General features: G+C 67.5%; 14 protein-coding genes. 8 read left to right on the top strand and 6 right to left on the bottom strand.

The features are described from left to right. The first annotated feature begins 1 nt into the window (after position 1). Together G3T36_RS04165 and G3T36_RS04160 are read left to right on the top strand one after the other, a co-directional pair. The gene (locus tag G3T36_RS04165) at positions 2-1,555 is read left to right on the top strand and encodes a dihydrolipoamide acetyltransferase family protein (protein ID WP_163288135.1); all 1,554 of its coding nucleotides are present in this window, start codon (positions 2-4) and stop codon (positions 1,553-1,555) included. 278 nt (positions 1,556-1,833) lie between these two features. Further along, a complete protein-coding gene (locus G3T36_RS04160) occupies positions 1,834-3,522 on the top strand; it encodes an HNH endonuclease signature motif containing protein (protein ID WP_163288133.1) in 1,689 nt (562 codons plus the stop codon). On the opposite strand, the gene G3T36_RS04155 is transcribed toward G3T36_RS04160, so the two are convergent. Further along, entirely contained in the window at positions 3,508-3,756 is a 249-nt protein-coding gene (locus G3T36_RS04155) for a hypothetical protein (protein WP_205245002.1), read from the bottom strand. The genes G3T36_RS04160 and G3T36_RS04155 overlap by 15 nt on opposite strands. A 171-nt stretch (positions 3,757-3,927) precedes the next feature. Between G3T36_RS04155 and G3T36_RS19730 the strand changes: the two genes are divergently transcribed. Next, positions 3,928-4,707: a phosphatase PAP2 family protein gene (locus G3T36_RS19730; RefSeq protein ID WP_338031457.1), complete on the top strand. Its 780-nt coding sequence runs from the start codon at positions 3,928-3,930 to the stop codon at positions 4,705-4,707. 31 nt (positions 4,708-4,738) lie between these two features. Here G3T36_RS19730 and G3T36_RS04145 read toward each other — a convergent pair whose 3' ends face one another. Further along, a complete protein-coding gene (locus G3T36_RS04145; RefSeq protein ID WP_163288130.1) occupies positions 4,739-6,409 on the bottom strand; it encodes an alpha-amylase family protein in 1,671 nt (556 codons plus the stop codon). Positions 6,410-6,562: 153 nt separating this feature from the next. Here G3T36_RS04145 and G3T36_RS04140 point away from each other — a divergent pair, with 153 nt between their 5' ends. Beyond that, complete coding sequence (locus G3T36_RS04140; RefSeq protein WP_163288128.1) at positions 6,563-7,114, top strand: dihydrofolate reductase family protein; 552 nt, start codon at positions 6,563-6,565, stop codon at positions 7,112-7,114. Between the two features lie 85 nt (positions 7,115-7,199). On the opposite strand, the gene G3T36_RS04135 is transcribed toward G3T36_RS04140, so the two are convergent. Both G3T36_RS04135 and G3T36_RS04130 read right to left on the bottom strand, forming a co-directional pair. Further along, a complete protein-coding gene (locus G3T36_RS04135) occupies positions 7,200-7,955 on the bottom strand; it encodes an SDR family NAD(P)-dependent oxidoreductase (protein WP_163288126.1) in 756 nt (251 codons plus the stop codon). 77 nt (positions 7,956-8,032) lie between these two features. Beyond that, complete coding sequence (locus tag G3T36_RS04130; protein ID WP_163288125.1) at positions 8,033-8,563, bottom strand: tetratricopeptide repeat protein; 531 nt, start codon at positions 8,561-8,563, stop codon at positions 8,033-8,035. A gap of 75 nt (positions 8,564-8,638) precedes the next feature. Here G3T36_RS04130 and G3T36_RS04125 point away from each other — a divergent pair, with 75 nt between their 5' ends. After that, on the top strand, positions 8,639-9,232 hold the full coding sequence (locus G3T36_RS04125) for a TetR/AcrR family transcriptional regulator (RefSeq protein ID WP_338031456.1): 594 nt from the start codon (positions 8,639-8,641) through the stop codon (positions 9,230-9,232). A 24-nt stretch (positions 9,233-9,256) separates the two neighbouring features. Here G3T36_RS04125 and G3T36_RS04120 read toward each other — a convergent pair whose 3' ends face one another. Further along, the gene (locus G3T36_RS04120) at positions 9,257-9,994 is read right to left on the bottom strand and encodes an SDR family NAD(P)-dependent oxidoreductase (RefSeq protein WP_163288121.1); all 738 of its coding nucleotides are present in this window, start codon (positions 9,992-9,994) and stop codon (positions 9,257-9,259) included. A gap of 52 nt (positions 9,995-10,046) precedes the next feature. On the opposite strand from G3T36_RS04120, the gene G3T36_RS04115 reads away from it, so the two are divergent. Continuing rightward, positions 10,047-10,664 carry an HD domain-containing protein gene (locus tag G3T36_RS04115; RefSeq protein ID WP_163288119.1) on the top strand — a complete coding sequence of 206 codons (618 nt, stop codon included), beginning with the start codon at positions 10,047-10,049 and terminating at the stop codon, positions 10,662-10,664. Between the two features lie 17 nt (positions 10,665-10,681). Beyond that, the gene (locus G3T36_RS04110) at positions 10,682-11,491 is read left to right on the top strand and encodes a thioesterase family protein (protein WP_193570977.1); all 810 of its coding nucleotides are present in this window, start codon (positions 10,682-10,684) and stop codon (positions 11,489-11,491) included. 38 nt (positions 11,492-11,529) lie between these two features. Here the strand turns inward: G3T36_RS04110 and G3T36_RS04105 are convergent, their stop codons facing one another. Then, a complete protein-coding gene (locus G3T36_RS04105; RefSeq protein WP_163288117.1) occupies positions 11,530-12,549 on the bottom strand; it encodes an aldo/keto reductase in 1,020 nt (339 codons plus the stop codon). A gap of 143 nt (positions 12,550-12,692) precedes the next feature. Between G3T36_RS04105 and G3T36_RS04100 the strand changes: the two genes are divergently transcribed. After that, a complete protein-coding gene (locus G3T36_RS04100; RefSeq protein ID WP_163288116.1) occupies positions 12,693-13,580 on the top strand; it encodes a helix-turn-helix transcriptional regulator in 888 nt (295 codons plus the stop codon). Positions 13,581-13,595: the final 15 nt, after the last annotated feature.

Here is a 13,595-nt window from a genome sequence, read left to right as displayed (position 1 = left end):
CATGGCGACCATCCTGAGAATGCCCGAAGTGCTCGCCAACGCGACCGAAGCCGTCGTCGCGGCCTGGACCATCGAACCCGGGGCCTCGTTCGCCGTCGGACAGACCATTGCCGAGATCGAGACGGAGAAGGCGCTGGTCGACCTGCCGGCCGAGCAGGACGGGATCCTGGGACGGATCCTTGCGCAGCCGGGGGACGCGACGCAGGTCGGTGCGCCGATCGCGGTCCTCATCACGCGGGGAGAGTCCGAGGCGGAGATCGACGCGGCCCTCGGTGCGGCGGGCGCCGGGGCTGTGGCTGCGGTGCTGGTGGATGCCGCAGGCGGCGGGATTGCTGCGGTGCCGGCGGATGCGGTGCGCGGCGCGGATGCTGCGGTGCCGGCGGACGTGGTGCGCGGCGCGGATGCTGCGGTGCCGGCGGACGTGGTGCGCGGCGCGGATGCTGCGGTGCCGGCGGACGCGGTGGGTGCCGCGGGTGACGCGGATGCGGCCCCGGAGAGCGCCGCGAAGACCCGGCTGTTCGCCAGCCCACTGGCGCGGCGGCGGGCCAGGGAGAGCGGGATCGATCTCACGACCGTGCGGCCGAGTGGACCAGGCGGACGGATCGTCCGGGCGGATGTCGAAGCGGCACTGGTCGCCCTGGTGCCGAGCGTGCCTGGGCAGAGCGCGCCGGAGCCGAGCGCGCCTGAGGCGAGCGCGACCGAGCTGAGCGCGCCTGGGCCGAGCGCGACCGAGCTGAGCGCGCCTGGGCCGAGCGCGTCTGGGCCGAGCGCGCCTGGGCCGAGCGCGTCTGGGCCGAGCGCGACCGAGCCGAGCCGTGCATCCGGAGCACCGACCGTCGGCTCGAGCGCGTCCTCGACGGCATCGGACAGCCACGGCGGCTATCTGGCCATTCCGCACACCGGCATGCGACGCGCAATAGCCCGTCGGTTGACCGAAAGCAAGACGACCGTTCCACACTTTTATCTGACGGCCGACTGCCGAGTGGATGAACTCCTCGACTTGCGTGCAGCGATCAATGCCACCTCGCGCGTCAAGGTCTCGTTGAACGATCTCGTCGTCAAAGCTGTCGCGCGGGCTTTCGCCGCGGTACCCGAAGCGAACGTCACCTGGACCGACACGCACCTCCGACAGTGGGAATCGGTGGACATCGCCGTCGCGGTGGCGACCGATGGAGGTCTCCTCACGCCCGTCGTTCGCGATGTCCAGTCCCTCGGTGTCGGTGCGCTCAGCGGCCGGATCACCGAGCTGGTGGAACGAGCGCGGGGCGGACGCCTTCGACAGGATGAACTCGAAGGAGGGAGCTTCTCCGTCACGAACCTCGGCATGTACGGGGTGACGGAGTTCGCCGCGATCCTGAATCCGCCGCAGTCCGGCATTCTCGCTGTCGGCGCCGCGAAGCCGGCCGCGGTCGTCGTCGATGGGGAACTATCCGTCGCGACCGTGATGCGGTGCATCCTGTCCGTCGACCATCGCGCCGTGGATGGGGCATTGGCTGCACGCTGGCTCACCGCATTCGTCGCGTGCATCGAGAGTCCGCTCTCGATCCTGATCTGAGCGCCGGTCGAGGAGATGGTCGGCGCCGACATCGCAGCCTGGCTGATCGTCATCGTCACCAGTGCGGTGATGGCCGGAGCGCTGGTTGTCGATCGGTTCAAACGACGTCGGTGAGTTGCTGAGCTGCTGCCTGTCGTCACGCGTTCCGTGAGGTGATCGGGGGTTTCGTCGAGTCCTCCACAATTGGGTGATCTCGGAATCTATCCACAGGGAAATTGCTGATCAGAGGTTGTTTATTCGCGGCTTGGAATGTCGGTGGCTGCTGGTTGGGTGGAACCATGACCTTCCCACCCGCCGACGATCTCGCCGCGGTCGCCGCTGCGCTCGACGCGTTACGCGCGCTCGAAGCGGATGCGGGGGCGGGTGCAAGTGCAGTGGCGGATGCGGCTGCGGGGGCGGGGGCGGAAGCGGGTGCATCCGGTCTGAGCGAAGCGCAACTGCACGCCCGGTCGCTGGCGGCGATCGGTGTGGTGCGGGCGGCGGTGGAGCGGGTGGCGTTGCGGCGGATCGCCGCCCTGGACCGGGCCGGCAGCCTGGACCCAGCCACGGATCCGGTGCGGGCCGGTGGGCACGGTGATATCGGGTCGTTTCTGGCGGAACTGTGGCGGACCAGCCTGCCGAACGCCCGACAGTTGTGTGCGGTGGCCCGGGCGACCGCACCGAAACACACGCTCACCGGCGAAGAACTGCCACCCGAGTTCCCCGAGTTGGCTGCCGCGCTCCTCGGTGACCCCGCCGATGCCCGTGACCCGGGAGAACCGGAAGCCTCGGGCGACCCCAAGACCGGCGCTGCGCCTACCGGTCACGTATCGGTGGAGCAGGCGGGGGTCATCATCCGGGAGCTGGGTAAGACCGGCGACGGCTGCAGCCTGGAGCAACGCCATAGGGGTGAGCGGTTGTTGGTCGAGCATGCGCCGGCCCTGACCGTCGAGCAGATGCGCCGTGCGGCGATCCAGCTCCGGGACCGGCTGGATGAGGACGGCACCGAACCACGTGAGCAGATCCAGCGCAGGCGCCGGTCGTTGACGATCACCACCACCCGGGATGGGATGACCCGCATCGACTGGCGCCTCGACGCCGAATCCGCCGGCCATGTGGTGCCGCAGATCACCGCCTACGTCTCCCGCGACTTCCACGACAAACGCAATGGCCGCAACACCGGTGACGGTCACGACGTAGGCGAATCCCGCGACACTGGCGACACCTTCGACGGTCACTACTTACGCGACTCCCGGGACACTGGCGACTCTCGCGACCCTGGCGACACTGGCGACATTGGCGAGTCCGGTCACACCGGTGACGCCCGTAATGCGTCGGCTCGGCCGACGGGGGTGCGGTTCGAAGACCCCGAACCCGACACACCGGACACGCCAGCGATGGAGGAGACCCGGAGTATGGCCCAACTCCGGTCTGATGGGGCGGTCGAGGTGTTCCGGCACCGAGCCGGCTGCACGTCCGGTGTCAGCAGTCCGCCGGTGACCATGATCGTCCGAGTGGCGTTGGCCGACCTGCGCTCCGGGAAAGGTGCGGCGGAGATCGACGAAGTACCCAGCCCGATCAGCGCCGCCACGGCACGGCGGCTCGCCGCCGACGCGAACCTGATCCCCATGGTCTTAGGGCGTGACAGTGAAGTGCTCGACCTGGGCCGGAAGCAGCGACTGTTCTCCCCGGCGCAGAAGCACGCCCTGGCCGAACGGGACGGCGGCTGCGCCTGGACCGGCTGCCCACACCCACCCTCCTACACGCAGGCGCACCACATCCGCTGGTGGGACAGAGACACCGGACCGACCGATCTGAAGAACGGGATCCTGCTCTGCTCGCACCACCACCATCGGGTACACGACGACGGCTGGGACATCCAGGTCCGCGAACACATCCCGTGGTTCACGCCACCGGCGCACCTCGACCCGACCCGCACACCCCGCAAAGGCGGACGCATCCGGCTGCCCGACTCAGCACCACCATGAGCCGCCACACCCTGACCGCCACGTGAGAGGCGCCACCATGAGAGGCGCCACCGGGAGTTGCGCCATCATGAGGGGCGCCACCGGGAGTTGCACCATCATGAGAGGCGCCATCATGAGATGCGCCATCATGAGATGCGCCACCGGGAGCTGCGCCGTCACGAGACGCGACACCAGGAGATGCGCCACCGGGAGCTGCGCCATCATGAGAGGCGTCACCGGGAGTTGCACCATCATGAGACGCGCCACGGGAGACGAGCCACGGGAGAGGCGCCACCAGGAGACGCGCCGCCATGACCGGCCGCCGAGCGGCACCCCTTGAGCCGTGACCACGGAAACCCCCGCTCGCAACCCTGAGTATGCGCAGGGAGCCCCTTGATAGTCGCCTCCCCTAGGGGGACTGTGGGAGTGGTGAATGCAATAGTCGAACAACCCACCAGTCGATGGACGGACTGGCACCGCAAATTCATCGTCGAGGAACGGTACGTCGAGCCACGGGTACGAGTACGGTTCTACGTTCTCGCTACTGTTCTCGTCGTGGTCGGGGCGATCGGCTTCACGATCCTTCTTGTCGGTGTGCTTACGCACAGCGTTGCGCAGCTCGATCTGTCCGTGGAGCACTGGTTCCACACACAACGGTCCGGCCCGGCGACGGGATTCATGATCGCGAACGCCATCATCTTCGGTCCGATCGCACTGCCGATCATCGTGCTGGTAGTGGTTGTCGTCTGGATCATCGCCGCCCGTCACCTGTGGCGCCCACTGGTGCTCGCGGCAGGAATGACGGTCGGGGTGATCACGGCGCTGACGCTCGCGCCCCTGGTCAAGCATCCGCGACCGCCGATCGGCCAGATGCTCTTCGGACCCGACCACACCTACTCGTTCCCGTCGGGACACGTGCTCGGCACGGCGGACTTCGTCCTGATCCTCACGTTCCTGCTTGCCAGCCGCATCCAGCGCCCCTGGTTCACCGGATCCGCGATCACCGTCTCCATCGTCATCATCGTCACCCAGATCGTCAGCCGTCTCTACCTGGGATACCACTGGCTGAGCGACACGCTCGCCTCGGTCGCGCTCTCGATGATCATCCTCGGCGTCATCATCGCGATCGACACCCGCAAGACGGTCCTGATCCCAGGCGAACCCGTGCACGGTGCGCACTCCCAGGCGCAGACAGACGGAACCTGAGCGCCCGGCACCCGAACCTCCAGCGAACGCCTCAGTACAGCGCGAAGTCGTCGCGGATGGTGCGCCGAAGCCAGCGGAAGCCGTAGCCGCCGAGCGGGATGGTGACGACACCACCGTCGAGAGCGAACTCTTCGCCGGTGAAGACGTCGGTCAGGCGATCGCTGTCACCACTCGTCCCCAGTTTCAGGTTCGCTTCCCGAGGCTGCGAGTCGAAATTGTGAATGGCCACGGTCATCCGGTGACCCGAGGTGAGCGTGTGCGCGAGCAGTGCATGGTCGGGCTGATCGAGGATCTCGAAAGCCCCCCAACCGAATTCGCGAGCGTTCCGGTAGTGGCGCACCAGGGTTCGCATGAAGGCGAGGAGGGAATCGGGGTCACGTCGCTGCTGCGCGACGTTCACGAACTCGGGACCGTAGCCGCCTTCGGTCACGGGCCGACGCAATTTCGAAGGGGGCGCCGACGAGAAGCCTCCGTTCCGGCCATCCGTCCACTGCATCGGCGTACGCACGGACTCCCGCCCACCGACATCGAGGTTCTCGCCCATCCCGATCTCCTCGCCGTAGAAAAGGACGGGCGTGCCAGGCAGGGAGAAGAGCAGGCTGTAGACCATCCGGATGCGACGCGGATCACCCTCGAGCATGGGAGGAAGCCGGCGCACGAGTCCGCGACCGTAGACCTGCATCCGCTTCTCCGGACCGAACGCAGCGAACACTTCCTCGCGCTCGGCGGCGGTCAGCTTGTCGAGGGTGAGCTCGTCATGGTTGCGCACGAAGTTGGCCCACTGGATGTCGGGAGATCCGTCAGGGCGGCTGCGCAATGCCTTCGCGAGCGGGCGCGTGTCACCCCGTGCCAGCGAGAGGTACAGGTTCTGCATGCTGATGAAATCGAACTGCATGGTGAGTTCGTCGCCCTTGGCACCGCCGAAGAAGGTGTTCTGCTCCGCCCGGCTCAAGTTCACTTCGCCGAGCAGCATCGCTTCGCCAGAGCGGCGCTGGGCGAATGCGCGGAGCGACCGAAGGTAGCCGTGCGGGTCGGGGAGCTTCCGGGCTCCGTCGATGATCCCGGCGGTCTGAAGCAGGAACGGCACGGCGTCGATGCGGAAACCGGAGACGCCGAGCTGGAGCCAGAATCCCATCACTTTGGCGATCTCGTCGCGCACCCGCTCATCGGTGATGTTGAGGTCGGGCTGCTGGCGGTAGAAGACGTGCTGGTAGTACTGACCCGCCTTCTCGTCGTACTGCCAGTCGCTGGTCTCCTGATCGGGAAAGACCGGCGCGGGCTGGTCCTTCGGTGGCTCGTCGCGCCAGACGTAGAAGTCGCGATACGGGTTGTTCGGGCTCGACCGGGCGGCCTTGAACCAGGGGTGCTTGTCGGATGTGTGGTTCACGACGAGATCGACGATGACGCGCATCCCGCGATCCCGGGCGATGCGGATGACCTCGACGAAGTCGCCGAAATGTCCGAGCCGAGAGTCGACGCCGTAGAAGTCGGTGATGTCGTAGCCGTCGTCACGATTGGGCGACGGGTAGAACGGCATCAGCCACAGGCACGTCACCCCGAGTTCGTTGAGGTAGTCGAGCCGGCTCGCGAGACCACCGAGATCTCCGATTCCGTCGCCGTTGCCGTCCCGGAAGGTTTCGACGTCCACACAGTAGATCACCGCACTCTTCCACCAGAGGTCGCTCGTGTCGCTGACTTTCATACATCCCCGATCTGGTCGCGTTCGCAACGGTAGGCCGATCTTGGCGGTTGTGGAACCGCGAGGGATGCCCGAACGCGGCGTACTGTCGAAAACGTCCGCTCCCGTTCGACGTCATGGTGAGAAGAGAATTTCCGTCAAGAGAGGTCATCCGAAATGCGCACGCTGATCGTCACCGAATTCATCACCGTCGACGGAGTCATCGACTCACCCGGTGGGGGCTCGCATCCGCGCGCCGGCTGGACGTTCAAGGACGTGCCGTTCGCGCCCGAGGCCTACGAGATCAAGGGTCGTGAACAGGTCGAAGCGGATGCGATGCTCATGGGCCGCGTCAGCTACGACGAATTCGCCCCCATCTGGCCGACGATGGAAGAGTTCGCCCAGTACAACGCAATGCCCAAGTACGTGGTGTCGAGCACGCTCGCGAACCCGGAATGGAACAACACGTCCGTTCTGCGTTCGCTGGACGAGGTCGCCCGGCTGAAAGAGAGCGATGGTGGCAACATCATCGTGCACGGCAGTGCAACGCTGGCGCAGGGCCTGGCCGCGGCCGGGCTGGTCGACCGCTATCACCTGCTGGTCTTCCCCCTGCTGCTCGGTGACGGCAAACGGCTCTTCGCCGGTGGGGCCACCTCGAGTCTCACGGTCGCCGAGCAGGAGACCTACTCCAACGGGGTCGTCAAACTCGTCTACGACGTCGTCCGCTGACGGCGTGGCCGTTCCGGCACCGGATGCCCAGCCGTGGAGCTGCGATGACGCGGGGGAGTGGCGCAGAGCGTGAGGCCCGCGCTCGTCACCACGGGATGGGCTCGTTCTCCCACCTCGTGAACGTGCCCGTCGGCCCGTCCGGTCCGAGCAAGGCGACGCGCACGACCTCGCGCGAGCCGTCTTCGACGGACGCGGTCCCCTCGTATCCGTTGAGGTTCGTCTTGGTGAAGGCGGGAGACACCAGATTGACTTTGATGCCTGTCCCTTCGAGCTCGACCATGATGGCGAGCGTGATCGCGTTCTCGGCGGCCTTGGATGCCGAGTAGATGGGGCCGAAGCTCGCATGCGTGGGGTAGGCAGGGTCGGCGTTGAGTGTCAGCGAGCCCACCCCACTGGACACGTTCACGATCCGGGCATCCGACGACTCGCGCAGCAGGGGAAGCATCGCCTGGTAGACGGCGAGGACACCGAAGACGTTCGTCTCCCAGACGGCCCGCACTTCGTCGAGCGACGCGACGCTCGCGCGTGACCGCTCCCGATATTCCGCGAGCGACAGGTCGCCCTTCTGCGTGTTCGAGATTCCTGCGTTGTTGACGAGCACGTCGAGCCGGCCGACCTCGGTTCGGATGCGGTCGGCTGCGGCGGCGATCGACTCGGCATCGGTCACGTCGAGCTGGACGGCGATGGCGCCGGGCCCGAGCTCTTTCGCTGCGGCTCGACCGCGTTCGAGGTTCCGCGAGCCGACGAACACGGTGTGGCCTGCCGCCACCAGTTCTTTCGCGACCTGACGACCGACTCCCTGGTTGGCCCCCGTCACCAGGGCGACACGATTCTCTGCCATTGTCCTGACCCCTTTCAGGGTCAATTCTCGTCACTCGAGTCGTCGATGGCACCCCTCCGAGCTCGGATAAAGGGGAGTCAGCGACCACTCGACCGGATGCTGGCGCTGTCGAGGTCGCGGAGGTACGCGGCGTTCCCGCGCACGGCCGCCTCGTACCTCACCAGGTCGGGCGTACGGACCTCGTCGATCGCGAGCTCCATGAGCTCGGCGACCGCTGCATCGCTTCGTCCGGCAGCGTGAAGGGAGAGCGCGTGCCACATCCGTACGGACGGCGAAGCCGGAAACAGCGCGAGCGCCCGATCGAGTGCGGCCAGCGACTCGTCGTACCGGCCGAGGGCACGCAGCGTGCTGCCGTACTGCAGCAGGCACCGCCGCAGGATGTCCCCTTCAAGTCCCTCGGACATCGCCCGCTCGTAGTATCCGAGTGCGGTCTCCTCTTCACCCGCGGTGTCGTACGACCCGCCGACCTCGTAGAGAACGGCTGCATCGTCCGGATGCTCGGCCAGCACCGCGAGGAAGGCCTCGATGGTGGGCTGCATGTTCTCGCGGTCGCGCGCATCGAAGATCTCTCGGAGCTGTCGTTCCAGTGCAGGGTCGGTCGATGTCATGAAGCCCAGTCTGCCGGGTCCGCCCGCTGTTCCGTGGTGTTGTGGGCGGATGCCGTTGACTATATACTGTACAGCGTGTCCAGTAATTCGCAACCACCAATCCAGCGGGGTCGTCCCCGCAGCGACAGCGCCCGGCGCGCCGTGCTCGATGCGGCCGCGGAGCTCGCCCTCGAAGGCACCGCAGGTGTCGGCATCGATGCGATAGCCGCTCGAGCCGGAGTCAGCCGGACGACGATCTACAAGTGGTGGCCGTCCGCACCGGCGGTCCTGCTCGAAGGCCTCCTGGAACGCACGCACGAGTCGCTCGAGACACGCGCCTCGGCGACGACCCGGGAGGCGCTCTACGACTACCTCGCGAGCCTCATCGCACTCGTCCGCGACACACCGGCAGGGCCGCTGCTCAAGGGACTCGTTGCAGCCTCGGTCACCGATGCCGACGTCGCGCGGGCACTCATCGACGACTGGGTGGCGCCCCGGCGAGCAGCCGTCGTGAATCTCCTCTTCGAAGGGGTCCGCCGTGGCGAAGTGCGCAAGGGACTCGAGTACGACGTGGTCGCCGACACGCTCTTCGCGCCGATCTACTACCGGCTGATGTTCGAGCACCAGCCGCTCACCGAACGGTTGACCAGGGACATCATCGACGTGTGCTGGCCGGGCATCGCGGCATGACGACGCGCCGACCGCAGCGAGAGATCAATGCGGGCTGAGCTGCACTCCCGTCGCGGCTTCGAGTGAGGCGAGGAGGCGGTCCTGAAACGCACGATCGTGCACGGCGGGGTGCGGTTGATACAGGCCGCTGTGGTACCAGTAGCCGCCGGACGTGAGCGCCTCGGCGTCGTCGCTCACGGCGAGCCATTCCTGTGTCCGATGCCCGAGCTCGAGGTCGTCGGGTGCACCCGCGCCGCCCATCCGGGTCGGCACCCAGCCGGGGTCGACCGCGTTGCTCAGGGTGTCCGGCCGGAGCCGGGCGACGGCGGCCGAGAGGGTGGTGACGAACAATTTGCTGTCCGAGTAGCTCCCGGCAGCGTGAGCGCCCGTCCAGTCGACACCGTCCAGTGATGGCCTGCCTCCCCGGTGCAAGCCGCTGCTGAGGTAGATGTGCCGGCGCGGGCCGAGCAGTCCCGCGGTGAACAGGAATGGCGCGACGACGTTGACGGGCATGACCGCGGCTCCCGAGACCGCGCCCGCGTTGTGGATCACGACGTCGATCGGCGCAGCGTCGTTCAGCTCGGCGACGGCGTTCACCGTCTGGTCGCGGTCGGCGAAATCCGCGACGAGCAGGTCCGCGCCCCGGTCGAGGAGCGGGCCGAGCGCATCCGCCCTCCTGTCGTTGCGGGCGTGCACGACGACGTCGTGCCCCTCGGCGAGGAGGGCCTCGGCGGTGGCGTAGCCGAGCCCTTCGGTCGATCCGGTGACCAGTATGCGAGCCATGGTGCATTCATACTCCTCCCGCGAGTGCGCGCGCATCCGGAAGGATGAGCTCATGAGAATGAGCGACATCATCGCCCCGGATACCGCAGCGTCCCGCGCGGCGCTCGAGATCGCATCCGCCTACCACACGCCCTCTCTGCTGAACCATGTGGAGCGGTCGTGGCTGTGGGCGATCGGCTTCGCCGAGACCCGCGAGCTCGAGCCCGACCATGAGCTCCTGTATGTGGCGGCTCTCCTCCACGATCTCGGCATCGTCCGCGAGTTCGACAACCACACGCTCGCCTACGAGGATGCGGGCGGCCACGTGGCGATCGCACTGACAGCGGGCGCCGGCTGGCCGGCCCACCGGCGGGTGCGCGCACACGAGGTGATCGTGCGGCACAACTGGCCGGAGGTCGATCCGGAATTCGACACGGAAGGGCACCTGCTCGAGATCGCCACAGCACTCGACATCTCCAGTGCGCGGTCGGATGAGCTCCCGGTCGCCTTCCGGCGTGAGGTCCTCGATCGCTATCCCCGGCTCGAGCTCGCCGCCGAGTTCACGGCGTGCGTGAAGGATCAGGCGGTGCGGAAGCCTGACACGGCCGCGCGACGGCTGGTCGACGGAGGGGTCGAGCGCAAGCTGAAGGAGAATCCGCTCGAACGGCCATACAGTCTCGATCGGCCATAAGGTGGGGAAGCGTGACCATGAGCGCCTATTTCGAACGACTCGATTCCGACCGGTACCGCCCCACCATTCACGCCGGTGGCGCGTGGAACGCTGCTGAGATCCATTTCAGCCCGCTGGGCGGACTCGTCGTCCACGCGATCGACCTGCACCGCGCGGCGCAGGCGCCCGACGGCCAGCAGCCCGACGGCCAGCAGCCCGACAGCAAGCAGCTCGGCCGCATCAGCTTCGACATCCTCGGCTTCCTCGCCGCAGAGGATTGCACGATCCGTGTCGAGACGATCAGGCCGGGGCGCACCATCGAACTCGTCGAGGCGAGCGTGGCCATCGCCGGACGTACCGCGGTGCTCGCCCGGGCGTGGTTCATCGATGTCGTCGACACGACGTCGGTCGCCGGCGGGGAACCTGAAGCGCTCCCCGGTCCGGATGCACTGACCCGCTGGCCCATGGACGACACCTGGCCGGGCGGCTACATCGATTCGCTGGAGGTCCGGCCGCTGCGGCCCCCGGTCCCCGGACGTGCGACGGCGTGGCTGGGCACCGACACTCGGCTCGTCGCCGGCGAGATCGCGAGTCCCCACGCGTCGTTCATCACCCTCGTCGACACGGCCAACGGGATCGCTGTGCGCCAGCCCCCCACGAGCTGGCTCTACCCGAACCTCGACCTGACCATCCACCTGTACCGTCAGCCCGAAGGCTCCTGGGTCGGTCTCGACACCACGGTCACATTCGGCCCCGCCGGCCACGGCCTGACCAGCAGCGTGCTGCACGACACCTCGGGTCCCGTCGGCCGAGCCGAGCAGATCCTGACTATCCGTCCACCGCGCTAGCAGGGGATGGGGAGGGTCGCCTCGACGCGGCGCCCGCCTCAGCCTCGCCTGCGTGCCGCCGCGGTGAGTTCGTGGGCCCCGTAGCTGTTGTCGTCGTGGTTGAGGGTGACCCCCGGCGGGACGAGTTCGTCGATGCGGTCGAGCACGTCGGCCGGCAGCCTGAGTTCGGCGGCGGGGAGGTAGGACTCGAGCTGCTCCATGGTGCGGGGCCCGACGATCGCGGACGTCACACCGGGGTGGTTGATCACGAACGCGATAGCCAGTTCGATCAGGCTGATGCCCGCCTGCTCGGCGAGGAGCGCGAGTTCCTCGACGATGTCGAGCTTGCGCTGGTTGGCCGGGGTGCTCATGTCGAACCGGGCGCGGGGGCGCGCGGCCGAGGTCGGTGCCGATGCGGCATCCTTCCGCCAGCGACCCGAGAGCCAGCCGCCGCCGAGCGGGCTGTAGGTGAGCGAGCCCATGCCGTGGCGCTGGATGGCCGGGAGCACATCCTCTTCGATCCCGCGGACGAGGATCGAGTACGGCGGCTGCTCGGTCACGAAACGCTCGAGGTTGCGCTCGCGCGACACCCACTGCGCCTCCACGATCTGCGACCCGGAGTAGGACGACGAGCCGATGTACCGCACTTTGCCCTGCCGCACGAGGTCGGTGAGCGCACCCAGGGTCTCCTCGACATCGGTGTCCGGGCTCGGCCGGTGGACCTGGTAGAGGTCGATGTGGTCCGTGTTCAGCCGCCGCAGGGAATCCTCGACCGCGCGCATGATCCAGCGGCGGGACCCGCCGCGGTGGTTCGGGTCGTCGCTCATCGGCATGAAGAACTTGGTGGCGAGGACGACCTCGTCGCGACGGTCCCGCAGCGCTTCGCCGACGATCTCCTCGGAGACACCGGCCGAATAGACGTCGGCGGTGTCGATGAAGTTGATGCCCGCATCCAGTGCGCGGTGGATGATCCGGGTCGCGTCGGCGCGATCCTCGTTGCCCCAGGGGCCGAACATCATGGCTCCGAGGCACAGCGGACTGACCTGCACACCGGTGCGGCCGAGGGGACGATAATCCATCGTGGTTCCTTCCTTCACTGTTCGCGTTTCACGGTAGGCGCGCCACGGATGTGGTGGGAGGGCACGTCAGTACCTTCCTCGGCTGCCGTGCGGCGCGTAGCGTTTGGACATGACACGGGGTTGGACATGACACGGGGTTGGACATGACACAGAGCGACGAGGTCAGGGAGTTCCTCACGAGCCGCCGGGCGCGCATCACTCCGGAGCAGGCCGGACTCGCGCTGTACGGCGGCAACCGCCGGGTCGCAGGTCTCCGCCGCGAGGAGGTCGCCATGCTTGCGGGGATGAGCGTCGACTACTACACCCGCCTCGAACGGGGCAACCTGTCGGGAGCATCCGATGGCGTCCTCGAAGCGCTGGCCCGCGCCCTGCAGCTCGACGACGCGGAGACCGCGCACCTGTACGACCTCGCCCGGGCGGCGCACGTCGCTCCGCGCGCGCGGCGCAAGCGCAGTCCGACGGCCGTCCGCCCCAGCCTGCAACGCGTCATCGACGCCATTTCCACGGCTCCCGCCTGGATCCGCAACGATCGCGGCGATGTGCTCGCGGCCAATGAACTCGGTCGCGCGCTCTACCTCGACCTCATGAGCGAAGTCGTGCAACCGCCGAACAATGCCCGGTTCACCTTTCTCAACCCCAAGGCCCGCGAGTTCTACACGAATTGGTCGCGCGCCGCCGACGACATCGTCGCGATTCTCCGTTCGGCCGCCGGCCGCAACCCGTACGACAAAGACCTCACGGACCTCATCGGCGAGCTCAGCACCCGAAGCGAGGACTTCCGAGTCCGCTGGGCACGACACGACGTCCGCTACCACCGGACGGGCCGCAAGCAGGTCCACCACCCGATCGTCGGCGAGCTGGACCTCGCCTTCGAAGCGATGGACCTGCCCGGGGATCCTGGTCTTCGACTGAACGTCTACACCGCCGACCCCGGGACCCCGTCGGAGGACGCCCTCAAACTCCTCGCCAGCTGGGCGGCCACGCAGAGCCAGCCCGCCCCCGAGGCACCTCAGCGGAACCAGAACGTCTGAATGCAGGAGGAGCGG

Source organism: Leifsonia tongyongensis, assembly GCF_010686705.1.
GTDB classification, from domain to species: domain Bacteria; phylum Actinomycetota; class Actinomycetes; order Actinomycetales; family Microbacteriaceae; genus Diaminobutyricibacter; species Diaminobutyricibacter tongyongensis.
Note: the sequence above shows the minus strand (reverse complement) of the source record. Positions and strands in the feature narration are given on the sequence as shown.

Coding starts and splice junctions, on each gene's coding strand:
- G3T36_RS04100 (WP_163288116.1), top strand. CDS start 12,693: ATGACACAGAGCGACGAGGTCAGGGAGTTCCTCACGAGCCGCCGGGCG.
- G3T36_RS04145 (WP_163288130.1), bottom strand. CDS start 6,409: ATGAAAGTCAGCGACACGAGCGACCTCTGGTGGAAGAGTGCGGTGATC.
- G3T36_RS04105 (WP_163288117.1), bottom strand. CDS start 12,549: ATGGATTATCGTCCCCTCGGCCGCACCGGTGTGCAGGTCAGTCCGCTG.
- G3T36_RS04120 (WP_163288121.1), bottom strand. CDS start 9,994: ATGGCTCGCATACTGGTCACCGGATCGACCGAAGGGCTCGGCTACGCC.
- G3T36_RS04165 (WP_163288135.1), top strand. CDS start 2: ATGGCGACCATCCTGAGAATGCCCGAAGTGCTCGCCAACGCGACCGAA.
- G3T36_RS04140 (WP_163288128.1), top strand. CDS start 6,563: ATGCGCACGCTGATCGTCACCGAATTCATCACCGTCGACGGAGTCATC.
- G3T36_RS04135 (WP_163288126.1), bottom strand. CDS start 7,955: ATGGCAGAGAATCGTGTCGCCCTGGTGACGGGGGCCAACCAGGGAGTC.
- G3T36_RS04155 (WP_205245002.1), bottom strand. CDS start 3,756: ATGATGGTGCAACTCCCGGTGACGCCTCTCATGATGGCGCAGCTCCCG.
- G3T36_RS04160 (WP_163288133.1), top strand. CDS start 1,834: ATGACCTTCCCACCCGCCGACGATCTCGCCGCGGTCGCCGCTGCGCTC.
- G3T36_RS04130 (WP_163288125.1), bottom strand. CDS start 8,563: ATGACATCGACCGACCCTGCACTGGAACGACAGCTCCGAGAGATCTTC.
- G3T36_RS04115 (WP_163288119.1), top strand. CDS start 10,047: ATGAGAATGAGCGACATCATCGCCCCGGATACCGCAGCGTCCCGCGCG.
- G3T36_RS04110 (WP_193570977.1), top strand. CDS start 10,682: ATGAGCGCCTATTTCGAACGACTCGATTCCGACCGGTACCGCCCCACC.